We start from the raw sequence: 24,770 nt of genomic DNA on the forward strand, positions 1-24,770 counted from the left end.
ATACCATGTAAAGCATATTTTCTTTAGGTGATAATTTACTTAAATGTACCAGCTATAACTTTTATCTGAAACATCACGTTTAAGACGAGATATAAACAATTTATATTGAATTTTGGCATGTAGAATTTTATTTTTTTGATTTGGTACACTAAAGTATAGTTGCCTACAATTATATCGTCATCTTTATTGCTTGTTTAACACTACATAGAATTTAGAAGATGATAACAACTATCCATTATAAAAATTGTATAATAAGTAATATCTTATCAGTTTGCCCGGTCTCTTCTATATTATGTCTGATCCAGTGCATCGCAGTTGTTTTGGAGAAAAACATGGGTAGTATTATCCAATTGATAAACCATCCTATAATTGGAATATCTACACCAAGATATGTTTCCGCATAAAATGTTGATCCGGTTTCTGTTGGTTCATAATAGTGATTGATCCTACCTACGGTCAGACTTCCGACTTTAATTAAAAAAGAAAATTCTGTTTCGTCAAGGACCGTTGTCAGCATCGTATTATTAATCACTTCGTTATAATCATTGAACTGCTCATGAATTTTACTGTATGCTCCGACAGCAAATCCTCTATTGATCCCATTTTGAGGCTGGGTTAATGGAGTAACAGAGATATGGTCCCTGTGATGCCACAAATGGTAAAAACTGACTTCCTCTCCACTAAAATCAATACCATTCCATGTGGTCTTCTGTCCTAAATTCTCAAACCACCATTTCAACATTTTCGGGCTAACCCCTACCATATCCTGATGTTGAATCTGTACTCGAAGTGCACCGTTCCAATGCTTTGTGATATTGGTCCACTTTGCTGAAGTTTCAGGTTTAAAATCAACTTTGTCAATAGCTTTTAAAACTTTTCTCGCAAGCAATCTCTCTTTTCTTAATGCTTCCCGACCTTTTGGATTCCAAATTTCTTTTGCCATTACGATGTAGTTTGTTTAAATTCTATCTTATTTGATAAGAGTGATCTCCTTTAAATAAAACGAACAGTTTTCCGTCAAGATTGTGTTCGGTTGCAAATGTACTGTGTAATCCAAAGGAGTAAAGCAGTTGTTCTTTATACATTCAACTATTTTCTGGTTTGCCATTATCATACTAGCAAAATAAGGCTTATGGAGAAGAAATTTTATCCTTTTTGATATTTTCTGATTTATGTTTGCTATACATATATTTTTCCTCCAACTATTAAGAGTTTATTTTGACTCTCCAAACTCTTAATTGCTCGGATTATAGTTTCGACCCTTAAACCTATTAATGCAGCTAGTTGTTTTCTGGTGTAAGGAATCTCAAAATCAAAGTTGATAGATGATTTAAAATACCTTTTAAATGCTCCAGAAGTTTCAGAGTTTTGACAGTAGGATCAGAAATTGCCAGGACTGACGAAATGATGAATCTGAAGTGCAGTCTTTCCACGCTATACTCATTAATAGCAAAATGCAGATCCGGGTTTTCTCTCATTAAATTCATAAACTTACTTTTTGAAAGTTTGTAAATTTTACAATTATTAGTAGCAATTGTATTGACAGCATATGAATTTTCGCAAAACATCTATCTTTATCCAAAGCAATGCCCCTGGAAAGGGAAACCATGAATAAACTCTTTACCAACATCAAAACAGTTGTTTAGTTTCACAGTCCCGCAAGGATTTGGTAATAATTTAAGGCAATAGATCCCTCTTCAAATATCTTTTCGTCGGTGTTAAAACAGACAATTTCTGCTCCTTTTGACAAAAGAATATCATTTGAAATAATCATAGTTTATAATTTCAATAATAATACTGATTTTATATATGTCAGTATTTATTATTCATTTTTAAAAGCAAAAGTAGTCGCTACATTCTTTTATTGTACCGAGTCAAAACTGTAGGTTAAGGCTCCTTCTGAATAACAAATGCTTTCAACTCTGCAATTTTGCCATTCTCAAATCGCCAGATATCACAATAATCAAAGTGTTCATACTTTCCTTCCGCAGATTTTAATCGGATTTCCCCTGTCACCATTACAAAATCACCTTCTTCAATTGCCTTTTCGACATTGAACACCGGTGGCTCCAAATAGAATTCTTTCATATAAGTCCGCACTTCTTCTTTCCCATTAAGGATACGGTCGCCAACAAACACCCATTTTGTATCTGAGGTACAATAAGCTAAAAATTTTTCATAGTCGCCATTTTTCACAAATTCATTGGCTTCATGCAGGATTGTTGTATTTCTCATTTCTATTATTTAATTGATCATTTCTGACACTGTATTCGCATTGCATGTTCTAAACAAATATAAATTATTTGACTAAATCAAAAAAAACTCAATTTTTACCTCTTCTCGCCTTCGGAAGAAATTTGAGCATTAGGTACATTGACAATATCAAACAATGCTTAGCGAGCAAAGGTGTAATGGCTGATTAGTACATAATTTTCCCCTTAAATATGATAAGGAGTTCGTCTGATTCCATTTTTTTAACCGTTCTAATGACCGTTTCTACAGTCATCCCCGTTAGACATGCAAGTTGTTGTCGAGTATATGGAACTATAAAAGGTTTATCATTTCCAAGCATATAAAATTCTTTCATGTAATCCAGTAGAATTGTCAATCATTCCACAGAACTTATAATGCCTAGGCATCCAAGCATTATATTCTTGTAATGTATTCTTTCGGAAGTATATGCAAACAAATCCAGCAGGAGTTTCGGAGTCATTTCCATAAGATCAATAAATTTTGACTTTTCAAGCTTTATTATCTCACACCTCGAAACTGCACTAGCATTAAAAGGATACTTCTTGCCACTGAATAGATAAGATTCTACAATGCAGTGACCATCATAGGGTAAGCCATATAGAAATTCTTTGCCGTCAAGATTGTAAGAGACCATCTTTGTCGTTCCGCTTTTAACCTGTAAGTAATGCTTTGCATGGGTATCTTGAAGAAAAATAGATTCATTGGACTGATATTCAACTATCTCGCCACCATTTTGCATAAGAACGCTTTCGTTTATTACCATTTCCTAAAGTTATTGTTACAAAGCATTACGAATTTATGATCTAGGTCAATAGCTTAAATAGGTATTAAGACAATAATTATTAATTATCACTCAATAGCACATCGTGCTAGGATACGATGAAAGTACCAACACTTCTATCACGTTTTAGTGTACAGAGTAAAGAAATCTCAAACTTGTCACTTTTTGAATACCTACTAAGAAAATTAACTATAATCTTTCTTAAATTATTTCTTTTAGTATTTAACAGTGTGTATGTTATCTAAAATATTAGTAATTAATCGTATTTATTTTTCCGATTCTATAGACTATTGATTTTGGAATATTAATTTTTCAATTTTACAGGAAAATTTTATCAAATAAACTACAGCAATACCATGATAGTAAACATCATCACTAAAGAAGATCTTCAGGAATTTAAAGACGATCTGCTAAAAGACATTAAAAATTTGTTTAATATTAAGATTTCTGAGCAAAAATTGTGGCTAAGATCTTCAGAGGTTAAAGAACTTCTAAATATCTCGTCTGGAACATTGCAAAATTTACGAAACGAGGGCAAATTAAATTATACACGTGTTGGCGGAACGCTATATTACAACTACGAAGACATCGAAGAAATGCTGAAGAAGAAGGATAAACAATGATAATCCAAAACACCACTGTAATTTATGAATTATATTAAACATCTTACAGCTTTCTATGAAAAGGTGGCTCAGGATAATACGCTTAATCCATCACACATTAGCCTCTATTTAGCCTTATTCCAGTTCTGGAATTTCAGCCGTTTCCGTAATCCGGTCAATATTTCCCGCGATGAAGTGATGCGTATCAGTAAAATCCGTTCAAAAGCCACCTATCATAAATGCCTGAAGAATCTTCACTCTTCGGGCTATATTGATTATCAGCCGTCCTATAATCCGTTTCAGGGAAGTAAGGTGGTGATGTTGGATTTTGGCAGGGAGTTGAAGGCTACCGGAAAAAGAAATAAAAAATAAAAAATAAAAAATTAATTTATTAGCTTTTCTTAAATAGAAAATCCCAAACAGTGATTGGGATTTCTCAAATAAAACCTTAAGTTAAATCAATGCTGAGTTCTATTTTAAGATTCGATTAATGTAATTAGCCTAAAACTGTTCTCATATATAAATTCAACAGATAAAAGTTGTAATAAAATTATAATAATTTATATCTCTTTATAGACTTATTTGAATTGTGTACAAACTTAAATAGTGTAGCGTATTTTTTGAAGTTCATAGTTTTCACAAAATTTAATTTTAATTCGATTTTAATTATTTGTAGAGATTGAACATTAACATAACCTGTTCAATTTTTGATCTTTTTTTACTTGCAGATTTCAGCAAAAATTTTTACTTTTACTACGTAAAATTTAAATTAGGATTTTACCACTTTTTTGCCAATGTCCTATTTGAGGCCATTCACAGAGATGTTACAGCGAAAATCTTATCCATAAAGCGATGAGAAATGGGTACAAAATCCTCACTACATACATTTAAACTAAGATTAAAAGCTCTGGAAGCAAAATCAGCTCAAGATGGTATAGTTCTTACCGAATCTCAGCTTTCAGCATTAGAGAAGGCTAAGGAGGAGAAAAAAGCTCATGGAGAAATTGAAACTCATCATCCTGGATATTTAGGAGCTCAGGACACTTATTATGTAGGCAATATCAAAGGAGTCGGACCTATTTATCAGCAAACTTTTATTGACACATATTCTAAAGTAGTATTTGCAAAGCTGTATGACCGTAAAAATGCCCTTATTGCTGCCGATATGCTTAATGATCAGGTGGTTCCTTTCTTTGAGCAGCATGAACTTCGTTTACTCAGAATTTTGACAGACCGGGGAACTGAGTACTGTGGAATAAGAGAGCAGCATGAATACCAGCTCTATTTGGCCATTGAAGATATCGATCACACAAAGAGCAAGGCTAAAAGTCCCCAGACCAATGGCATCTGTGAACGCTTTCACAGAACGATTCAGGAAGAATTTTATGCCATAGCTTTCAGAAAGAAAATTTACAGAAGCATTGAGGAACTGCAATTAGACCTGAACAGCTGGCTGTCATATTACAACAATGAAAGAACGCATACAGGAAAACATTGTTACGGTAAAACACCGATGCAGACGTTTTTGGACAGTAAGCCTATGGCAAAAGAGAAATTATTGGAAACTCTTGCAGAGGAACAAAAAATCCTTACTTTTGGAAGTAAGGACAGTATTGAATAACTGACAATTATTTTTTAACCCTAACTGTCAGATAAAGTCGTGGCTATTACACTCAAATATGGCAGGAACTATTATGACTATGATGAAGGCAGTATGTTGTTCCTGGCACCTGACCAGCTGGTAGGAAGCACAGATTATAACAGCGAGACCTATTGCTATATTTTACTGATTCATCCTGATTTCCTGCTGGGTCATCCTATCGCACGAAAAATAAAGCAATACGGCTACTTTTCTTATGCTTCCAATGAGGCGCTCCATCTATCAGAAAGTGAAAGGGCGATCATCCAGTCAGTTTATGGAATTATGGAGCAGGAATTGAACAGCCGTGTCGATGAGTTCAGTCAGGAAGTGGTAATTGCCCAATTGGAATTATTGCTGCGCTATGTCAACAGGTTTTATAAAAGGCAGTTTATAACAAGAAAAGTGGTTAGTAATGATATACTACAAAGAACTGAAAGTATCCTTGATGATTATCTTAATAATCAGCTGTCATTGCAGCACGGTCTGCCGACAGTACAATATATTGCGGATCAGCTTAAAATCTCAGCCGGATACCTGAGCGATCTGCTACGATCACTCATTGGTCAGAATGCACAGCAGTATATACGAAACAAGATCATCGAAAAAGCGAAAGAGCGATTAACCAATACCGACCTGACGGTGGCCGAGATTGCTTATGAATTAGGCTTTGAACACCCGCAGTCTTTAAGCAAGATGTTTAGGGTAAGGACGGGTCTGTCGCCTGTGGAATTTCGTAACTCGTTTGAATGATATCGGTTCTTATAAGAAACTATAACTTTGGTACTCGCTCTAATTGTTTGACAGATTATTTTTATAAGCTTGTTAGTGTATTTGCTGGTGATACTATGGTATTATTTTATATAGAAATTTATGATCATAAAAATGCTTGGGAATATGCTCTAAGTAGCAGTTCGTGAATTATTGATTATATTTGAGAATTGGTATTTTATTTATGTGCAAAGCTTCTTTCTTATTAGTCTTTCTATTCTTTTCTAGTACTGTATTTTCTCAGAATTTTAAAAATGACAGTGTTAAAGTATTTGTTGATAAATCCATTGATCTGATGAAAACAAATGCGGTTGATACGTCTAAGATAGATATCATCAGAAATGACCTGTACAGCAAGGGACAGAATCTTGCTAACGTTTCTGAGCTAGCTCCATTGTATGCTGAAGTGTTTGAACTGTTGGGCGATTATCACGGTGGTTTGAAGTATAAAGGCAAATCTTATGGATGGAATAAACCGCTTGGTGCCGGTAATGCTTATCTAAAATCTCAGTTAAAGTCGGAGAAAAAGGTCGTCAGTCAATTGATTAATAAAAAGATTGGGTATATCAGGATTCCTGGTAACACTGATTTTGCTTTTAAGAAAGTGGACAGTATTGCCAATGATATTACTACACATATTAATGGGATTAATTCGGCTAAGGTTAATGCCTGGATTATAGACCTGAGAACGAATACAGGCGGTAATATGTATCCGATTTTACTGGGCTTGAAAGAATTTATCGGAAGTGACAATGTTGTATTTGGTGGCTTTAGAAATTCTAAAGGTGAATCGTCAGGGCAATGGGAAATCAAAGATGGTAAAATGCTGATTGATGGGATTGAGCTGGTTAGGCAGGTGCAGCTAAAAGCACCAGTTAAAAAGGATATACCAATTGTTATTCTGACCAGCTGTTATACAGCCAGTGCAGGTGAAATGACCGCTATATCATTGATTGGAAGAAAGAATACTTATGTTGTTGGAGAACCAACAGCAGATTACACGACGGCAGTTCAGGGTTACAAAATTAATGCAGATGCCGGAATTAATCTGTCAACGGATTATGTAGTGGACAGGAATCTTAAAGTCTATAAAAACAATATCCAGCCTGACTTTGTGATTTTGGAAGGTGACAATCTGGAAGCTTTAATGAAAGACAGAAAAATCATAAAAGCTTTGGAAATGCTTAATAATTAAAGGTGTATCTTTAATTTTAGTATTAGTATTGTCTTGAGACTTTATGAATATATATCTAAATCCCAACTTCGTTGGGATTTATTTTTTTATTAGTATGTTTTAGAAAATGCTTGATGTATTTTTCGGTTTTGCTTGATTTCTGTTTTCTGTGTTTTGTCATGGTTATTGGACGTTCTTGTCTTTATGGTATTTTTCATTTTGATTGATTTAATTTGATAATTATAGAAAAGTAATAAATTCCTCCGTTGGTTTGCATACCTTTTCATTCTTGAGGTTCCAGTCATTTTCCGTGTCACGGTAACCCACTGCCAAAAGCATCGAACTTCTAAGACCTTTGGCATGAAGATTTAGAAATTGATCCAAAGCTGCAGCATCAAAACCTTCCATTGGTGTGGTGTCGATTTCCAATGATGCGGCGGCAGTAATTGCCAAACCTAAAGCAATGTTCGCCTGCTTTGCTGCGTGATGAAAATTCTCATCCAGACTCATATTTCCAAAGAATTGTTTGGCAAAATTTCTTTGTCTTCGTACGACAATATTATTTGACGTGTCTATATATGAAACGCATGATGACAAAAAGATCCAAAGGGATTTATTGCTCAATACTATCGTGGCTTAATTTCTGTACAAGCTTTGACTCACCAAAAAAATATTTGTTATGTATAAAAGATTCATTGCAGGTCTCGGAGGCGCAATAGCCCTGACTATACTGCACGAAACCGTCAGAAAAAATTGCAGTAATGTGCCGGAGGTCAATAAACTGGGTGAGGAAGCACTTGAAAAGGCACTTGATCATTTTGATGCAGCCATTGACAACCCTGATAAGCTTTATGCGGCGACATTAGCCGGAGATGTGTTAGGCAACGGCATCTATTACGCAGGAACTGCTACCAATAATGCGGGACTGCTTTCAGGTCTGGCTATGGGCGTGGGAACGGTATTGATCCCGGGCAAAATAGGTTTAGACGATGCTCCTGTTGCGGAAAATACCAGGAAGAAAATGATGACCATAGGTTATTATCTTTTTGGAGCTTTGGTGACCAAGCTCATCTATGACCAAATTAAGTAATATTCAAATGTTAAGCCTTAGCGGCACAACATTTGAATGTAAGCAATTGCCAAATCACACTCTATATATGAAATAAATCCCCCACACTTTAATGAGTGAGGGGATTTTTGTTGTAAGAAACAATATTAAGTAAATATTAGTAAGTTTGCTGTATGAAGAGGAAGCCTCATTTCAAAGCCCTCCTTAATTACTATAGTTCAGAAGAAGGGGGTCTCGTGACGCCGGTTTCTCCAGGCTATCGAACTGGAATTAGATTCCCTTTTGACAGCCAGGAATTTATAGGAATACAAATATTTCCTGATGGCCAACTCATTTTTTCGGGAGACATTGCTAATGTTGATATGCAATTAGTCAATGCAGATCAGATTATAGAGAGGCTTTATGAAGGCATTGATTTCGAAATGGTGATTAATTCGAACGTCATTGGCACAGGAGTAATTGTAACAATGTATTAAATAATATAACTGTTTACAAATCACGATTTAGAATTAGTATTTTTAATTCAGAAAAAAGGAACTCTACAGTTATTTAGATGCTAACCAATATAGTTGCGAAGTCTTTTATCAGAATTGCATAAAATTTGTTCATTTTTAATTTCACCAAAACAAATTATTATGCAGTTTATCGATTTTAAAAAAGAACATTTTACGAAAGATGAAAATACCAATTCTTATTTGCTGGAAGTTCCAAAGGATGAAATAGGATTTGGAACAGTCAGTGTACATAAAAAAACAGAGGGTGATCAGCTGGAAGAAGCAGATTATGAACTGGTAGATGACAGGGATAAAGTCACGATTAAGATGAAAAATCCTGAAGATATTAGGATTAATTTCTGAAAAAAGCTTCAGGGTATAGTTACTCTGAAGCTTTTTTACCAGATTATTAGTGCCTGCTTTGGTTACGCAAGGCTGAACGAGGTTTTCTTCAAATACGCCGAAACAGTCTTTCCATTGATAAGAGCAATAAACTATCTTTATATGGTTGTGGGAATGACCAATGCCGCAGCATTGCAAAGAAGTCACTCCTACATTACGATTTGTACATCTATATCTTTTCAATAAAATATGAATGAATGTAAAATACAAACATTTATCATACAAAATGTTAAATTTTAACCTCAAAAACTATTTTTCGAAGACCATATCAATTATCTTCAATTACTGATTAAATCTGAATATTTGTTTACATTCAATTAATATATTTATTACAACACATCATAACAAACTGATAATTAACAGGATTCGACAGGACAGTCGTCTTGGGGGTTGTTTCTAATTTTCCGTCACATCAAAAAGCCCTATTTCTAATTAATCAGAATTATTATGAAAGAAAAAATTCTACCTATTAAGCAAGTGCTCAAGTTTTATATGTTTTGTGCAGCAATTTCGATAACTACTCATCTTGATGCGCAAACATTGGCCTTTCCGGAAGCTACCGGTTTTGGAAGATATACAACAGGCGCAAGAGGGTCTGCCAATCCTGAGATTTACTTAGTAACCAATCTAAATGACAGCGGACCTGGTTCTTTTCGTGATGCTGTTAGCAAAGAAGGACGATTTGTTATATTCAAAGTTGGAGGTATTATAAACACTCAATCCCAAATCGTAATTGCAAAAAACACGACTATTGCAGGGCAAACGGCTCCGGGAGAAGGCATTGTCTTATTAGGGGCAAAAGTTACCTTCACCGGTGCTAGTAATACGATTGCCCGTTATGTGCGTATCCGCTACGGAAATACAACACAAGGTCAGGATACATCAGGTCTGTCTAATGGTGCGAATATCATCCTCGATCATATGTCCTTTACTTGGGGGACAGACGAAGTTTTCTCTATAAATTGGGATAACAAAGGTGAAAGCCCGGATAACATAACGATTCAGAATTCTATTATTGGGCAAGGTTTGCATCGTCATAATCATTCGGCCGGAGGATTGATGCAGCCTTCTGGCGGGAAAATCAGTTTAATTGGAAACTTGTATATCTGCAACAAAACCCGAAACAACAAAGTAAAAGGAATCAACGAATTCGTCAATAACATTGTTTACAATTGGGGAAATTATGGCAATACGTACGGTCATACAGAATCGGGCGACGCTTACATTATGGGCGGAGATTCAGCAGGAACTTCGGATGTGAATATCATTAATAATTATTTTATTGGCGGACCAAATACAAGCAATACGGTTACAACACCTTTCAACAGAGGAAATGACAATTTTTCTTTGTACGGTTCTGGAAATTATTTGGATAATAACAAAGATGGAATCCTGAACGGAACTTTGGTACCTTCGGATTTGACAGGTTTTCCTACTGGTGATATTAATTCCATCAAATCAGAGCCTTATGATTATCCAATGAAAAATCCAACTTTGACAGCTCAACAGGCCTATGACAAAGCGATTTTAAATGTTGGTGCATCCTATCCTAGACGTGACCAGGTCGAGAATCTGATGATTTCTGATTTGCAGTCAAAAGGAACAACAGCGACTTATGTTTATGTTCAATCTGACCTTACATCTCAATTTGGTTTTACCAATGGCGGCGCGGGACATGTTTATGGTGCTCCGGCTCCATTGGATTCGGATAATGACGGGATGCCAGATGTCTGGGAAGATGCAAACGGATTGGATAAATATACGCCTGATGCATTAAATGTAAGCAATACAAATGCTCCCTATTTAAATATTGAAGTCTATATCAACAGCTTGCCCTCTCAAACTCCGCCGGATTTTATTATTCCACCAACAGATGTCAATTTCACGAATGTTGCGACAACAGAAGTTCCGCCAGCAAGTTCTTTCACAGTTAATTGGAGTGACAATTCAACAAACGAAACCAACTTTATTTTGGAACGTTCGACAGATGGAGCTAATTTTTCAGAAATAGCAACATTGGGAGCCAATATTGTAAGTTATAATGAAACGGGTTTAACTCCCAACACTCAATACTATTATAGAGTTAAAGCCATTAACGCCACAGAATCTTCCGTTTATACTTCTGTTGGATCCATTATAACGCCGCCGGTTCCTTCAGCTCCGACTAAAGCTACAAATCCTAATCCAACAACGGGAAATACCAATGTAGAATTGTCTAACGGAAGCTTGACAGTGAAATGGGCCGGAAGTACAAATACATCAAAATATTCACTTTATTTTGGCACAAATGCTTCAAACCTAAGTAAAATTGCGGATGTTAATTATTCAACTTCGTCATCCTACCAATTGACAGGATTGAGTCCAGCAACCATTTATTACTGGAGAATCGATGCCTCAAACGAAAAAGGAACTGCCACCGGTGATATTTGGAACTTTTATACATTGACCCCCACTCTCGTTGGACATTGGCCTTTCAAAGAAGCGCCTTTTGAAGGAGAAAAAATTGCCGATGTAACCGATTATGAAAATGACGGAATACTGGATATTGCCTATGATAATTCTAATGTCAGAATCCAAGGAAAGGAAAATTACGCTCTTGATTTAGCGACCTCACCTGGCAATACATATATAGCAAGCGTACCAAATCAAGACCATATCTTCTTTGATAAAAACTCCTTCACCGTTTCTTTTTGGATGAAAGCTCCTGCAAGTATGATTCCTTCTTCATCATCTACAAGTCTTTATGTACTTTGTAAAGGCTCATTTACGAAAAATACAACGACGGGAGCGACAGGAAAACGTTATAATATAGAGATTAAAGGCGGACAATTACGTTTTGCCATAGATGATGATAAAACCAAAAAAGAGATCGTCTCTCCTATTGCCAATTATTTTACAGGAGATTGGGTAAATGTTGTAATTATGAGAGACATTGTTGCCCATAAAATGAGAATTTATACCAATGGTGTTTTGAGTGCAGAAGGCGATGAGACCGCTGTTACCGGAATTGGAGAAGCCAGTGATCTGATCATTGGCAACATTGGTGAACTGGAATTGATGTCAACCACAGCTCCGGCGCCCTTCAAAGGTGCATTTGATGAACTAAAGATGTTCAACTATGCATTATCACTTTCCGAAGTACAGGCTTTATACAGCCAGGCAACTTTAGGTACTGATCAATTCCTTTCTAAAAAAGGGATTATCTATCCAAATCCTGTAAAAGACCAGATCTCAATACAGCTTAGTGATTATAAAAAATCTAATGTAACTGCAATATTACGGGATATGTCAGGAAAGATTGTTTTCAGTGAAGAGCTAAATTCTAACGAAAAAGGAATTTTCATTTTGAATATTAAGAATAGAAAATCATCAGGAACTTACATCTTAAACGTTTCGGGAGAAAACCTGAATAGTAGTTTTAAAGTTATTATAGAGTAAAATTTCTGACTACAGATCCTGTATCACTAACTATCAGCATTAAAAAATTAGGCTTGGGTCTTTTTATCTGAGCCTAACTTATTTAATTGAGCCATAACCAACTTTTGTGTACAACGATATAATGGATCTAATGAGCAAACTCAACAGGCTTTGGAAATTCAAAAATTGCTTTCAGCATTGCTGTTCACTACAATATAAGCATCGAATGCTTTGCCTGATCTGCTTTTCATCCCGCGCAATAAGGAGGTTCTCAAGATGCCGCGGATCTGTAATCCGTACCAACCATTCCGTACCAACAACAGTGGTCCATACGAAGCAATGTAACAGAGATGAAGCTGACTACGCGTAAAGGTTATTATAGCTCGGAAGGAATGTTGATATTATGCTTATTCAAATACCCAATAAGCTCTTCATATTTAGTCTTATAAACACCATCACCGCACTGGTCGGCAATACTGCAAACTTCAGATGGTTTGATTGATAGGATTGCAGAAATCTTGTTTAATATTTCAAGATTGATCTTAACCTTGGAATTTTCTATGTCCGAGTAAGCTTTCTGTGAAATTCCCATTTCAAAGGCCATGTATTCCTGGGTCAGATCACGATCTCTTCGTATTTTTCTGATATTTTTTCCACATAATTCCATTGCTCAATGTTTAGTAGTTTTCGGTATATTTTAGAAGGAAATCTATTAGCAGTACACAAAGCTACAAAATACCTTTGTCAAAACATAAAAACTGCAATATGATATTTCTAAATGAACGCAAAGGTAATCTGACAGCCATTTTCGGAAATAGAATCAGTTTTTACTCAATCCCTGTATATGACGACAGAAAAATTTTATTATGACAATACTATTGTCAGAGCTTTCCTCTACGCTACTGTTATTTTCGGATTAATTGGTTTTATCCTGGGAATTACAGCGGCTCTTATGCTTTTCTACCCTGAACTTCCTGAATTTTTGCTGGGAACTGATGATACAACCATTCAGAGTTTAAGAAGCGGCAATATTCAGGGATTGATTAACTCTCAAGGTGCAATGGGATTTGGAAGAATCAGAATGCTTCATACCAGCGCTGTTATTTTTGCATTTGTGTGTAATTCGTTTTTTTGTGGCGCCTATTACAGTATGCAGAGACTTTTAAAGACAAGGATGTACAGTGACATCCTTTCCTGGATCCATTTCTGGACATGGCAGCTCATGATTCTTACAGTGGTCATAACCTTCCTGATGGGCATCAATACTTCTAAAGAATATGCTGAACACGAATGGCCAATTGATATACTTATCACTTTTTCCTGGGTTGTTTTTGGAATTAATATGTTCGGAACTATTCTTAAAAGAAGAGTAAGGCACCTTTATGTCGCTATTTGGTTTTATATCGGTACCTGGATTGCCGTAGCGATGCTCCATGTCTTTAATAATCTGGAAATTCCCTTATCATTTACCGGATGGAAATCATATTCGGCTTATGCCGGTGTTAAGGATGCCCTGGTTCAATGGTGGTACGGTCATAATGCGGTGGCATTTGTACTGACAACGCCTGTACTGGGTCTGATGTATTACTTTTTGCCCAAAGCTGCAGAACGTCCGGTATTTTCCTACAAATTATCAATTATTCACTTTTGGTCGCTCATCTTTGTATACTTGTGGGCTGGTCCTCATCATCTTCAATATACTGCGCTGCCCGGCTGGGCGCAGGCTGTCGGTACCGGGTTTTCTATAATGTTGATTGCACCCTCTTGGGGAGGAATGCTGAATGGCCTTTTGACTTTAAGAGGTGCTTGGGACAAAGTAAGGGAAAATCCTATCCTTAAGTTTTTTGTGGTGGCTGTTACCTGTTATGGTATGGCGACCTTTGAAGGGCCGCTCTTGGCAACTAAATCTTTAAACAAGATTGGTCACTATACAGATTGGGTGATTGGTCACGTGCATCTTGGTGCTTTAGGATGGAACGGTTTTATGGCATTTGGAGTAGTATATTATCTGGTTCCTGTAATGTGGAAGAGCGAACTATGGTCAAAAAAACTAGCCAACTGGCATTTCTGGTTGGGGACACTAGGCATCATATTTTATGCAGTTCCCATGTATATTGCGGGATTTACCCAAGGTCTGATGTGGAAACAATTTAATCCTGACGGAACATTGGTCTATAAAAATTGGCTGGATACGGTAACGGCGATTCTGCCCTATTTTAAAATGAGATTTTTAGGAGGCATTCTTTATTTCGGCGGCGCTGTTTTAATGGTGATTAATATATACAAAACCATCAGTGCCGGATCATTTCATAGGAATGTCGCCGCAGAAGCACCAGCTTTAAGTGCTGTAAAATCGTCGAGAAAACAGGGAGAAACATTTCATCTGTGGCTGGAAAGGATGCCTCATCTATTGTCTGTGATGGCTTTTATTGCTATTGCTATAGGCGGAATTGTTGAAATCGTGCCAACATTGCTGATAAAGTCCAATGTCCCGCAGATATCTGCGGTAAAACCTTATTCACCACTGGAACTGGAAGGTAGGGATCTATATATCAGAGAGGGATGCAATGCTTGCCATTCCCAAATGATCAGGCCTTTCCGGGACGAAGTCATGCGATTTGATGGAAAGAATGGTCAATATTCAAAAGCAGGCGAATTTACTTATGACAGACCTTTCTTGTGGGGTTCCAAGAGAACCGGGCCTGATCTTCAGCGCGAAGGCATGAAAAATCCGGATTCCTGGCACTTCAAACATATGTACAATCCACGGATTACTTCGGCAGGGTCTATTATGCCACGTTTTCCCTGGCTGATCAGCAACAGACTGGATCGATCACAGATGACCGCAAAATTAAAACTAATGAAAAACGCTTTTGATATACCGTACACAAAAGCTGAAATTGATTCTGCCGATCAATGGGCCGATCATCAGTCAGCGGCCATCGTCAAGCGCATTTTTGATGAAGCATCTGATTTGAAAGATCAGATGGAGCAGGAAAAAAAGGCGAAGGGGACCGAGTTTATACCATTCGAACAACGTGAAATTATAGCTATGATTGCCTATCTGCAAAGATTGGGAACCGACATCAGAACAACTGATGTTAAGACCGCAAGTATTAAGTAAAAACAATTTGAAGCATTACAAAGATGAAAACCCGAATCCCACTCACCTTATACTTAACCGCTGCAATAGCCGGAACCATAGCCGCCTTTCAGATGTTTGGCGAGACCAGATATTACACGACACTTTATTTCTGGGGCTTATTGATCATCCAGATCCTCCTTCTTTTAATCAGCCATGCCATCGGTGACCTTGTCGAAAATGCCCGTTTTATCAATTTGTCAGATGAGGATAAACAGACCTACCTAAAAAGTAAAGGTACACCCTATTGGAAAAGACTATGGGAATCTGCATTTAAAAAACAAACACCTAGCGAGGAAAAAAGTCTTCTGATCGATCATGGCTTTGATGGTATCACGGAGCTCGATAATGCGCTACCAAAATGGTGGATCGGTCTTTTTTACGTGACAATTATTTACTGTCTGGCTTATCTGATTGCATTTACATTTACGGATTATGCCCATCCCGACGTTGAGTATCTGGAAGAATCTAGAATTCAAATAGCTTCGATTAAAGAGTATGAAAAAACTGCCCCTTCTGTAGATCTGGAAACAGCTGTTTATTCTCAGGATAATATCATCGAGGGGGAACAAATTTTTAAAACCAACTGCATATCTTGCCATTCTGATAACGGAAAGGGCGGAATAGGACCTAATTTAACTGATAACAAGTGGATTAATATTAAGCAAAAAACGCTTTTTAGAAATGTGTTTTGGATGCTGGAGAATGGTTCTCCGAACAATCCGACCATGAGGCCCTTTATCAAGGACGGGATCATTACAGGAAGAGATGCTGAAAAACTTGCCGCATACATCTACCATATCAATCAGGAGAAATCAACTATTACTGTAGCTGAGGGAGGCGCTGCACCACAGGGTACTGAAGCAACCTGGGACGAGTAATTGATCAAATTTGTCTTGCTTTTCATTAATTAAAATCTACAATATTATCTTCTAAAATGACCAATAAGACCATTCATAATTTTCATATTCCCGTGATGGGACTGGCATACACAATAGATACACCAATACGTGTGGCGCATTATGGTATTTCATCAGTGATCTCTATTATTGACGATGACCTCATAGAACGAATGCGGGAGCTTTACAGCAGAAAATTTAATTTTAACTATACCGCCATATCGGTCAAAGCCGATGATTACCGATCCAGAAGGATTACCGCGTATCTGGATATGATGGATGAGATCGTCAATCGTAATTTCATTGGTTTTAAAAAAGAATTATCCACAACCAGAGAGACGCTCCTGAAATTTATTGAAATGCTTCCCAGTCATTCTTTTTTAAGGAAAGAACTAAAGCGGTTTTCTTCGCTTAAATCAATTGGTTCGGAACTGAAACATTTTTTGGATCAACATTTTTTTCCAGGCTCAATTGATGTCAATATCATGACCAAGGTGGATAAGGAAAATTTTAAAAATAAAAAAAAGCTCCCGGTTATTCATAATGATGCCCATGCATCTTTACGCGGCTTTGCAAAAAGCCAACTTTCTTCATCTGTGGTTTTTTCTGCAGGAATGAATCCAAAACTCTATAGTTATATCGAAGAGTTTGAAGACTTTTATCCGGATGCGAATAGCTACATTAAGAAAAAAATTATTTTAAAAGTCAGTGATTTCCGCTCTGCAATGATTCAGGGAAACTTTCTGGCAAAAAAAGGATTATGGGTATCCGAATATCGTATAGAATCTGGCTTAAATTGCGGTGGGCACGCGTTTGCTACTGAAGGCATTTTATTAGGTACTGTTTTGTCCGAATTTAAACATAGAAGATCTGAATTGCTTGACTCAGCCTATGATTTATTTAAGAAAGCGCTTCAATCTAAATCCAGACCAATTCCAAAAGATGCCCCCGAACTTAAAATTACAGTTCAGGGCGGTGTCGGAACTTCTGAAGAGCATGAATTTTTACTTTCTAATTACCAGCTCAACAGCATTGGATGGGGTTCTCCATTTCTACTGGTGCCAGAGGCAACATCTGTTGATATTGACACCAGAATGCTACTTCAGAAGTCATCCGGGGATGATTTTTATCTTAGCGACATTTCACCTTTGGGAATTGAATTTAACACCATCAAGGGCACCACGAATGAAGCTATACGTCAATTAAGAGATGCTAACGGTAGAAGCGGCAGTTCCTGCCCTAAAAAGCTTCTGGCTCTCCATAAAGGATATTCAGCTCAGGGTTTATGTACTGCTTCCAGTAAATACCAGAAATTAAAACTGAACGAACTTAGTGACCAGAGCTACACTATGACTGATGATAAAGTCGTTAGAAATAGAGAAAAGATTATTCAAAAAGCCTGTTTATGTGTTGGTCTTGCTAACGCAACCTATCTGGAGCACAATATGGAAATCAAAGGAGAACAGCAGGGCGTGGTTATTTGCCCTGGTCCTAACCTGGCCTACTTTGACCAGGTGCTCTCCCTTGCTGAAATGGTACAGCATATTTACGGTTACAGAAATGTGATTTCAAAACAAAGATCTCATCTGTTTATTAATGAGCTCAGAATGTATATTGATTACTATAAACATAAAGCTCCGGAGAAGAATATCGAGATGAGCTTATCGGACCAAAAGAAATGGCAGAACTTCAAGCAAAACATTTTTACGGGAATTGCCTACTATGAAAAATTGTTTAACGGTAAACACCAGACTTTAGATGAAGTCAAAGCAATTAAAAAAGAATTTGAATTCATTTTAACCAGTGATAGACTTTGCAAGAGTTAATGAATTTGAAAAGAATTATCATTGAATTTGCTTACAAAATATATTTGAAGCAAGTCTTTAAATAGTTTAAATCATTTGAAGGCGTATTCAACAATGCTTATAAATGTCTTGATAATGAGCGTTTATTAAATACCTTTTCTTTTATATCGCATGAAGTTTTCTTTATGGTATTTTAAGTTGGAATACAGATTGCAGTGGTACGGATTCATACCAAACCACTAAAATATTACATTATGGAAGATAACAAAATGAACAGAAGAGAAGCCATCGATAAATTGGCTCACATTATTACATCAGAAGATCATAATCACTTAGAAGATCCTACAACAAAACATCCTAAACCGCCATTTAATAAGCAGTTTCAACCTTTTCCGGGTCTGGCAGGAAAGATGGAACCCGTGCCGGACCACGGGGAAACGAGTTATGTCGGCTCTGGGAGATTAAAAGGTAGGAAAGCATTGGTGACTGGCGGGGACTCCGGGATAGGTAGGGCGGCTGCTATTGCTTTTGCAAGAGAAGGTGCTGATGTGGCGATTAATTATCTTCCGGAAGAAGAGGAAGATGCTAAAGAGGTGATTAAACTGATAGAAGACGAAGGAAGGATTGCTGCTGCAATTCCTGGTGATATCAGAGACGAGTCCTTCTGTCAAAAGCTGGTTTCTGAGGCGGTTTCCAGGCTGGGTGGTATAGACATTCTGGTTAATAATGCAGGCCACCAAAAGAGTAATGAATCCATCCTGGATATTTCGACGGAGGCATTTGACCGGACGATGAAAACTAACATCTATGCGCCCTTCTGGATTATCAAGGCTGCACTCCCCTATTTAAAACCCGGGTCTAGCATCATTGGCTTGTCTTCAGTACAGGCTTACGACCCTTCAGCAGATTTGTATGATTATGCACAGACTAAAGCGGCAACCACCAGCTATGTGAAATCGTTAGCTAAACAATTGGGTCCTAAAGGCATTCGGGTCAATGGTGTTGCACCAGGACCAGTTTGGACCGCTTTGGAAGTCAGCGGAGGACAAACGCAGGAAAATCTGGTCAAGTTTGGAGAAGACACGCCTTTGGGAAGACCGGGACAGCCTGCTGAATTAGCATCGATATTTGTTCAGCTGGCAGATAACAGCGGCAGTTTCGCGACCGGGCAGATTTATGGTTCTGCAGGTGGCAGCGGCCAGCCGTAAATTAATAATTATCCTTAAAACAGCCATTGATAATGAATGGCTCTTTAATTACAAATAAAAGCCATCGCAGAAAATTGCGATGGCTCTTTAAATTAAATTAACTTTTGGTTAATTCTTAATAAACTTAATTGTCTGTACACCATTATCTGTGAAGATATTAAGAAGGTAGGTTCCCTGAATCAGTGTATGAATATTTAATTTTCTTTCACTATTCATAGTTTTCTCAGATACTTTCTTGCCATCAATCGATAAAATAACAATTTTATTGATTTTATCTTTTCCGCTAAAGTGTAATACTTCTTTTGCAGGGTTTGGATAAATATTGATTGTTACAGACTTTTTAATATCATTAGCTCCTAAAGTTTCGTTATATGCTTTTATTGCTAATGCTGCTGAAGATTCACAACCATTGAATGTCTGTGTAGCGTAGTAAATAGTGTTATTAACTATTGACGTAGTTGATGGCAATGGATCTGTATGGGTAGCTGCATTGTTCTCAGTCGCATACCATTTGATATTTTGACCGTTAACGACCAAAACATTTAATGCATCACCTGCTTCAAAACTTTGAACCGAAGCACCAGTTGGGGCCTGAGTAGTACTTATTGCTAATGAAGCAGCATTCGATGTTACCGCAGGAGTGCAAGCTCCGCTTACTACAACTCTATACAAATAACCATTCATTGCAGATGTTGCACCTGTGATGGTTAAGGTTGCAGTTGTTGAGCCTGAATAAGTTGCATTGTTTGAAATATTATTAAAACCAGCGCCCTGGTCTACCTGCCATTGGTAACCTGTCGCATTGCTTGCTGTTGCTGTAAAGGTTGTATTAGCTCCGGCACAAATGGTAGCTGCACCTGGCTGAGAAGTGATTGCCGGTGAAGCATTCACAGTTAATGAAGCACTGGTAGAGGTCGCATTAGGCGTACAAACTCCTGTTGCTACCACTCTATACAAGTATCCATTCATTGCAGACGTTGCACCTGTGATGGTTAAGATTGCAGTTGTTGCGCCTGAATAAAAACCGCCATTGCTAATATTTGTAAAACCAGCACCCTGGTCTACCTGCCATTGGTAACCTGTCGCATTGCTTGCTGTTGCTGTAAAGGTTGTATTAGCTCCCGCACAGATGGTAGCTGCACCTGGCTGAGAAGTGATTGCCGGTGAAGCATTCACAGTTAATGAAGCACTGGTAGAGGTCGCATTAGGCGTACAAGCACCTGTTGCTACAACTCTATACAAGTAACCATTCATTGCAGATGTTGCACCTGTGATGGTTAAGGTTGCAGTTGTTGAGCCTGAATAAGTTGCATTGTTTGAAATATTATTAAAACCAGCGCCCTGGTCTACCTGCCATCGATAGCCTGTCGCATTGCTTGCTGTTGCTGTAAAGGTTGTATTAGCTCCAGAACAAATGGTAGCTGCACCTGGCTGAGAAGTGATTGCCGGTGAAGCATTCACGGTTAATGAAGCACTGGTAGAGGTCGCATTGGGCGTACAAGCTCCTGTTGCTACCACTCTATACAAGTATCCATTCATTGCAGATGTTGCACCGGTAATAATTAAGGTTGTAGTTGTTGCGCCTGAATAAGTTGCGTTGTCTGAAATATTATTAAAACCAGCCCCTGTATTGACCTGCCATTGATAACCTGTCGCATTGCTTGCTGTTGCTGTGAACCCAGTATTACTTCCTGAGCAGATTGTACCGTTACTCGGCTGAAAAGTAAAGGTAGGTGCTGTACAAGATGTATAGTAAGATATGCCAGTAGGAACATTAATAGGTGTAGATAAATCTGTCGCTTTCGTCGCTATCCAGTTATTTCTATTTTGTATAGCCGCTTTTAGAGCTGCTAGTGAAGTGAAAGGCGCACCATTTCCATTGAATTGGCCCCTTGTGTAACTCATAATATCTTGTTGTGGTGCTGTAGGTTTATAAAACCCAATCCAAAATGTACTCTCAGAGGTTAAGCCAGGAGGCATATTGGAAGAACTGGGACTTTGCGAGCAGCTACTACCTGAACCAATATTATCCCAGCCGTTGTCAGTGGTAAAAGATGCATAATAGCCGTTAGGACAGTAATTATAGTGAAAACCACCAACCATCGTTCCAGCCGCAGGATTTCCCCCACCACCTTGGAAAATGATGATTTGATCTCCTGACGGCTGAGAGAGAGAAAGTCCGGAAACGTTACTTCCTGGCACAGAAGATACTGTCCCTTTCGCAGCACCGTTTACCTTCGCAGATAGACCTTGAATGACTACTTCTGTACCGGCAGCAACAATATCACTACCTAAATGCCATTCAATAGCGCCTTCTGTGCTTCCATTAGCAGCTTGCCAACTGGAACCACCATAGTATCCCCTGTCCGTGAAGTAAATCACGGTGTTAGGTTGCAGATCTTTCAATGAAACAAATGAAAATTTGTCATCAGCAACAGGTTTTGAAGCATCAAATGACGTAATTAAAATATCTCCTGGTGACAGAATAGTCTGTGACTTTGCGAAATTTGTGAAGAATAAAATAAGCAGAATCAATATAAAACTTGCTCTTTTTATCGAATTAATGGATGACTTGATGTAATCAAGCAAAAACTTCCTTTGGAATTGTAGCTCTGACAGCTTTAATGTATCAGAGGGACTGGGGTAGAATTTTCTCATAAGTTTAACCTTTATTCATGGATTTTATAAACATCTTTTTTAAGAATTTAAGATGTTCAGCTTTTTTGCAAATCTAAAAAAAATACGCTGATAATTATAAAATATCGATAATATTCTATTATGAATACAATTAATGATAATTAATTACATTATGATTGACGATTTTTTAAAAAGATTTTACCAGAAATATTTAATTAATGATTATTATACCGTGCTATATTTCAGTCCTGACCGCCAAATCAATCTAAAGCATAAGCATCAGCAACTAAATTTCTTTGAATAATAATAGAATATGCGACTTATACTTTGGAAATATTTACTGATCATATTAATATACACAGACAGTTAATTGAGACACTCTGTTTTGATTAAATAGAAATACATGCGACACTGCAGTTCATCCTAAAAGTTTGGAACATGTAATTGTATACCTATAGGAGATAGTCTTTATGTGATCACTAGGTGAGACATTATTGGCTTACTTGCAAGCAATGAATTTCTTATTAGCAAGTAAAATAAAAAAAATTAACTGTTTTTAGTCCGCTGCAATATAGCAGTTAAGTCGAAAAGAGGCCTCCGCGATAGGAAAACCACTAATGGAGGCGATTCCTGAACTGGAAGGGCAGCCTTTTTTCGGTTTGTTACAGGAAGTCTGGCGTACCGGCAAAAGCTTTTCAATTTCAGCGGCCCCTGCAAAATTGATTAAAAATGGAAAGGAAACGCTTGATTATTTTGATTATGAATACAAAGCACTGGTTGATCAGCATGGTAAGACCTGGGCTATTCTTAATACAGCATTGAATGTGACTGCGCGCCTGGAATTTCTGGATCAGATTAAAGAGAAAGAGGAACGGGAAAGTTCACTCAATGAAGCGATGGCCGCTACACTGGAGGAACTGACTGACACCAATGAAGAGCTGAGCAGATCCCTGACTCAGCTGGCACAAAGCAGAGAATATATTCGAACAATTATTGAGCAGGCTCCTGTTGGTATTGCGATGCTGAAAGGACATGACCATATCATAGAAATCGCTAATCCAATGATCCTGAAGATATGGGGACGTAAAGAGTTTGAAGTAATCGGCTTTGCGCATGAGATGGCTCGCCCTGAACTGATAGGCCAGCCCGTCAATCGTTGGCTTAGGGATGTATATTTTAGTGGCAAACCGAAGATCAATAAAGAATTCGCAGTGAAGCTGCGTCAAAAGGAAGGCCTGAGAGAAGCTATCGTCAATTCAATTTATCAGCCTATATTTTCTGAAGATGGTAATATTAATGGTGTTTTGGTTATATTGGAAGAGATTACCGAACAGGTGCTTGCAAGGAGAAGGCATGAAAACAGTCAGCAGATGCTGGCACTGGCTATCGATGCAGGGGAACTCGCAAACTTTTATTATCAGCCCGCCACCAATCTATTTTCAGGAAACCCACTGCTTAAAACGTGGTTTGGATTATCATCAGAAGAAAATCTGGACTTATCTTTGGCATTATCGGTGATTGTTCCTGAAGATCGGGATCGGGTGGTTCAAGCGATTTCGTCCGTGCTTAAAAAAGAATCTGATGGCCACTATTTTGTTGAATACCAAATTCAAAACAGTACAGACCAAAAGCCAAGGCTGCTTCAGGCCAATGGCAGGGTTTTTTATGACCAGAAAGGCAATCCTTTGAGTCTAAATGGTACGTTGAGGGATATTACGCAGCAGAAAAAAGAGGAACAGCGTAAAGATGATTTTATGGGTATGGTAAGCCATGAACTTAAAACCCCTATCACCTCACTCAAAATCTACCTGCAGCTTTTGCAGCGGGAGGCTGTCAAAGCAGACAATATCTTCCAGCAAAATACCCTTGAGAAATCCTTAAAGCAAGTAGATCATATGACGGGGATGATCAACGGTTTTCTTAATGTTTCGAGGCTGGATTCGGGACAACTTCATTTGGAAAAAACGACTTTTGATTTTAAGGTATTATTTTCGGAAGTTGAGGAGGAAATGCGGTCAACGGTATCAACCCATCAGTTTATATTTAAGGGATCTGGACAGATATCAGTTTGTGCTGATCGGGAAAAAATATCACAGGTCCTTTACAACCTGATTGGCAATTCGGTTAAATATTCACCTAATGGCAGTTCCATTGTAATCAGTTATAGTATTGTTCAGAATCACAGTTTACAAATTACTGTCGAGGATCAAGGCAAAGGTATCTCCCCGGAAGATCAAAAGCGGATATTTGAACGCTATTACAGAGTGAAAGACGGCAACAGTGCTTCCATAGCAGGTTTTGGAATAGGCTTATATCTCTCTAGAGAAATCGTTGAATTACACAGTGGCACTATAGAAGTCCAAAGTATTCCGGATAAAGGCACCGTATTCAGATTCTTTTTACCGTTGGAAGGTTAAGAAAATGATTAAATCAATTTGAAAGGCAAACAATTTGGTATTGATTGGTTATAAATTCGC

At 37.6% G+C, this 24,770-nt stretch carries 22 protein-coding genes and 1 pseudogene; 14 read left to right on the forward strand and 9 right to left on the reverse strand.

The window, feature by feature from the left end; translation table 11 throughout:
• Positions 1-235 precede the first annotated feature (235 nt).
• From BXY58_RS10175 to BXY58_RS10200, 6 genes are all read right to left on the reverse strand, one after another.
• On the reverse strand, positions 236-943 hold the full coding sequence (locus BXY58_RS10175; protein WP_120213749.1) for a hypothetical protein: 708 nt from the start codon (positions 941-943) through the stop codon (positions 236-238).
• Between the two features lie 236 nt (positions 944-1,179).
• Positions 1,180-1,323 (reverse strand): helix-turn-helix domain-containing protein, encoded by a 144-nt coding sequence (locus BXY58_RS17215; protein ID WP_120213810.1) that lies wholly within the window; start codon positions 1,321-1,323, stop codon positions 1,180-1,182.
• Positions 1,281-1,487: a hypothetical protein gene (locus tag BXY58_RS10185; RefSeq protein WP_147366832.1), complete on the reverse strand. Its 207-nt coding sequence runs from the start codon at positions 1,485-1,487 to the stop codon at positions 1,281-1,283. Before BXY58_RS10185 ends, BXY58_RS17215 begins: the two co-directional genes overlap by 43 nt.
• 400 nt (positions 1,488-1,887) lie before the next feature.
• Positions 1,888-2,235 (reverse strand): nuclear transport factor 2 family protein, encoded by a 348-nt coding sequence (locus tag BXY58_RS10190; RefSeq protein ID WP_120213751.1) that lies wholly within the window; start codon positions 2,233-2,235, stop codon positions 1,888-1,890.
• A 184-nt stretch (positions 2,236-2,419) separates the two neighbouring features.
• Positions 2,420-2,587, reverse strand: coding sequence for a helix-turn-helix domain-containing protein (locus tag BXY58_RS17220; RefSeq protein ID WP_120213752.1), 168 nt, complete (start codon positions 2,585-2,587; stop codon positions 2,420-2,422).
• A gap of 21 nt (positions 2,588-2,608) precedes the next feature.
• Positions 2,609-3,016: a Crp/Fnr family transcriptional regulator gene (locus tag BXY58_RS10200; RefSeq protein ID WP_120213753.1), complete on the reverse strand. Its 408-nt coding sequence runs from the start codon at positions 3,014-3,016 to the stop codon at positions 2,609-2,611.
• A gap of 374 nt (positions 3,017-3,390) precedes the next feature.
• Between BXY58_RS10200 and BXY58_RS10205 the strand changes: the two genes are divergently transcribed.
• The 5 genes and pseudogenes from BXY58_RS10205 (at position 3,391) to BXY58_RS10225 (ending at position 7,241) form a co-directional block, all read left to right on the forward strand.
• Positions 3,391-3,657 (forward strand): helix-turn-helix domain-containing protein, encoded by a 267-nt coding sequence (locus tag BXY58_RS10205; protein ID WP_120213754.1) that lies wholly within the window; start codon positions 3,391-3,393, stop codon positions 3,655-3,657.
• A 24-nt stretch (positions 3,658-3,681) separates the two neighbouring features.
• Positions 3,682-4,008 (forward strand): hypothetical protein, encoded by a 327-nt coding sequence (locus BXY58_RS10210; RefSeq protein WP_185140469.1) that lies wholly within the window; start codon positions 3,682-3,684, stop codon positions 4,006-4,008.
• 496 nt (positions 4,009-4,504) lie between these two features.
• Positions 4,505-5,257, forward strand: a pseudogene (locus BXY58_RS10215) (integrase core domain-containing protein); the annotation flags it as partial.
• 39 nt (positions 5,258-5,296) lie between these two features.
• Positions 5,297-6,028 carry a helix-turn-helix domain-containing protein gene (locus BXY58_RS10220; RefSeq protein WP_229728428.1) on the forward strand — a complete coding sequence of 244 codons (732 nt, stop codon included), beginning with the start codon at positions 5,297-5,299 and terminating at the stop codon, positions 6,026-6,028.
• A gap of 313 nt (positions 6,029-6,341) precedes the next feature.
• Positions 6,342-7,241 (forward strand): S41 family peptidase, encoded by a 900-nt coding sequence (locus BXY58_RS10225; protein WP_170144219.1) that lies wholly within the window; start codon positions 6,342-6,344, stop codon positions 7,239-7,241.
• A 219-nt stretch (positions 7,242-7,460) separates the two neighbouring features.
• Here BXY58_RS10225 and BXY58_RS10230 read toward each other — a convergent pair whose 3' ends face one another.
• A complete protein-coding gene (locus BXY58_RS10230; RefSeq protein WP_221408292.1) occupies positions 7,461-7,817 on the reverse strand; it encodes a nitroreductase family protein in 357 nt (118 codons plus the stop codon).
• 166 nt (positions 7,818-7,983) lie between these two features.
• Here BXY58_RS10230 and BXY58_RS10235 point away from each other — a divergent pair, with 166 nt between their 5' ends.
• The 4 genes from BXY58_RS10235 to BXY58_RS10250 all read left to right on the forward strand — a co-directional run bounded on the left by BXY58_RS10235 (position 7,984) and on the right by BXY58_RS10250 (position 12,623).
• Positions 7,984-8,310 (forward strand): hypothetical protein, encoded by a 327-nt coding sequence (locus tag BXY58_RS10235; RefSeq protein ID WP_147366833.1) that lies wholly within the window; start codon positions 7,984-7,986, stop codon positions 8,308-8,310.
• Positions 8,311-8,462: 152 nt separating this feature from the next.
• Positions 8,463-8,765, forward strand: coding sequence for a hypothetical protein (locus BXY58_RS10240; RefSeq protein WP_120213758.1), 303 nt, complete (start codon positions 8,463-8,465; stop codon positions 8,763-8,765).
• Positions 8,766-8,924: 159 nt separating this feature from the next.
• Entirely contained in the window at positions 8,925-9,146 is a 222-nt protein-coding gene (locus BXY58_RS10245; RefSeq protein WP_120213759.1) for a hypothetical protein, read from the forward strand.
• Between the two features lie 486 nt (positions 9,147-9,632).
• Entirely contained in the window at positions 9,633-12,623 is a 2,991-nt protein-coding gene (locus BXY58_RS10250; RefSeq protein WP_120213760.1) for a LamG-like jellyroll fold domain-containing protein, read from the forward strand.
• Between the two features lie 355 nt (positions 12,624-12,978).
• Here BXY58_RS10250 and BXY58_RS10255 read toward each other — a convergent pair whose 3' ends face one another.
• Positions 12,979-13,269: a helix-turn-helix domain-containing protein gene (locus BXY58_RS10255; protein WP_120213761.1), complete on the reverse strand. Its 291-nt coding sequence runs from the start codon at positions 13,267-13,269 to the stop codon at positions 12,979-12,981.
• Between the two features lie 177 nt (positions 13,270-13,446).
• On the opposite strand from BXY58_RS10255, the gene ccoN reads away from it, so the two are divergent.
• The 4 genes from ccoN (at position 13,447) to BXY58_RS10275 (ending at position 19,656) form a co-directional block, all read left to right on the forward strand.
• Complete coding sequence (gene ccoN, locus BXY58_RS10260) at positions 13,447-15,726, forward strand: cytochrome-c oxidase, cbb3-type subunit I (RefSeq protein ID WP_120213762.1); 2,280 nt, start codon at positions 13,447-13,449, stop codon at positions 15,724-15,726.
• A 23-nt stretch (positions 15,727-15,749) separates the two neighbouring features.
• A complete protein-coding gene (locus BXY58_RS10265) occupies positions 15,750-16,625 on the forward strand; it encodes a cytochrome c (RefSeq protein ID WP_120213763.1) in 876 nt (291 codons plus the stop codon).
• Between the two features lie 56 nt (positions 16,626-16,681).
• On the forward strand, positions 16,682-18,469 hold the full coding sequence (locus tag BXY58_RS10270) for a hypothetical protein (protein WP_120213764.1): 1,788 nt from the start codon (positions 16,682-16,684) through the stop codon (positions 18,467-18,469).
• A gap of 233 nt (positions 18,470-18,702) precedes the next feature.
• The gene (locus BXY58_RS10275; protein ID WP_120213765.1) at positions 18,703-19,656 is read left to right on the forward strand and encodes an SDR family oxidoreductase; all 954 of its coding nucleotides are present in this window, start codon (positions 18,703-18,705) and stop codon (positions 19,654-19,656) included.
• A gap of 108 nt (positions 19,657-19,764) precedes the next feature.
• On the opposite strand, the gene BXY58_RS10280 is transcribed toward BXY58_RS10275, so the two are convergent.
• On the reverse strand, positions 19,765-22,314 hold the full coding sequence (locus BXY58_RS10280) for a T9SS type A sorting domain-containing protein (protein WP_120213766.1): 2,550 nt from the start codon (positions 22,312-22,314) through the stop codon (positions 19,765-19,767).
• A gap of 596 nt (positions 22,315-22,910) precedes the next feature.
• Between BXY58_RS10280 and BXY58_RS10285 the strand changes: the two genes are divergently transcribed.
• A complete protein-coding gene (locus BXY58_RS10285; protein WP_120213767.1) occupies positions 22,911-24,710 on the forward strand; it encodes a sensor histidine kinase in 1,800 nt (599 codons plus the stop codon).
• Positions 24,711-24,770: the final 60 nt, after the last annotated feature.

Origin of the sequence: Epilithonimonas arachidiradicis (assembly GCF_003610695.1) — a bacterium.
In the GTDB taxonomy this organism is placed as follows: Bacteria; Bacteroidota; Bacteroidia; order Flavobacteriales; family Weeksellaceae; genus Epilithonimonas; species Epilithonimonas arachidiradicis.

Excerpts from the sequence above, each read along its gene's own strand:
- BXY58_RS10175 (WP_120213749.1), bottom strand. The coding sequence starts at position 943 with ATGGCAAAAGAAATTTGGAATCCAAAAGGTCGGGAAGCATTAAGAAAA.
- BXY58_RS10185 (WP_147366832.1), bottom strand. The coding sequence starts at position 1,487 with ATGAATTTAATGAGAGAAAACCCGGATCTGCATTTTGCTATTAATGAG.
- BXY58_RS10190 (WP_120213751.1), bottom strand. The coding sequence starts at position 2,235 with ATGAGAAATACAACAATCCTGCATGAAGCCAATGAATTTGTGAAAAAT.
- BXY58_RS17220 (WP_120213752.1), bottom strand. The coding sequence starts at position 2,587 with ATGAAAGAATTTTATATGCTTGGAAATGATAAACCTTTTATAGTTCCA.
- BXY58_RS10200 (WP_120213753.1), bottom strand. The coding sequence starts at position 3,016 with ATGGTAATAAACGAAAGCGTTCTTATGCAAAATGGTGGCGAGATAGTT.
- BXY58_RS10205 (WP_120213754.1), top strand. The coding sequence starts at position 3,391 with ATGATAGTAAACATCATCACTAAAGAAGATCTTCAGGAATTTAAAGAC.
- BXY58_RS10210 (WP_185140469.1), top strand. The coding sequence starts at position 3,682 with ATGAATTATATTAAACATCTTACAGCTTTCTATGAAAAGGTGGCTCAG.
- BXY58_RS10225 (WP_170144219.1), top strand. The coding sequence starts at position 6,342 with ATGAAAACAAATGCGGTTGATACGTCTAAGATAGATATCATCAGAAAT.
- BXY58_RS10240 (WP_120213758.1), top strand. The coding sequence starts at position 8,463 with ATGAAGAGGAAGCCTCATTTCAAAGCCCTCCTTAATTACTATAGTTCA.
- BXY58_RS10245 (WP_120213759.1), top strand. The coding sequence starts at position 8,925 with ATGCAGTTTATCGATTTTAAAAAAGAACATTTTACGAAAGATGAAAAT.
- BXY58_RS10250 (WP_120213760.1), top strand. The coding sequence starts at position 9,633 with ATGAAAGAAAAAATTCTACCTATTAAGCAAGTGCTCAAGTTTTATATG.
- BXY58_RS10255 (WP_120213761.1), bottom strand. The coding sequence starts at position 13,269 with ATGGAATTATGTGGAAAAAATATCAGAAAAATACGAAGAGATCGTGAT.
- ccoN (WP_120213762.1), top strand. The coding sequence starts at position 13,447 with ATGACGACAGAAAAATTTTATTATGACAATACTATTGTCAGAGCTTTC.
- BXY58_RS10265 (WP_120213763.1), top strand. The coding sequence starts at position 15,750 with ATGAAAACCCGAATCCCACTCACCTTATACTTAACCGCTGCAATAGCC.
- BXY58_RS10270 (WP_120213764.1), top strand. The coding sequence starts at position 16,682 with ATGACCAATAAGACCATTCATAATTTTCATATTCCCGTGATGGGACTG.
- BXY58_RS10275 (WP_120213765.1), top strand. The coding sequence starts at position 18,703 with ATGGAAGATAACAAAATGAACAGAAGAGAAGCCATCGATAAATTGGCT.
- BXY58_RS10280 (WP_120213766.1), bottom strand. The coding sequence starts at position 22,314 with ATGAGAAAATTCTACCCCAGTCCCTCTGATACATTAAAGCTGTCAGAG.
- BXY58_RS10285 (WP_120213767.1), top strand. The coding sequence starts at position 22,911 with ATGGAGGCGATTCCTGAACTGGAAGGGCAGCCTTTTTTCGGTTTGTTA.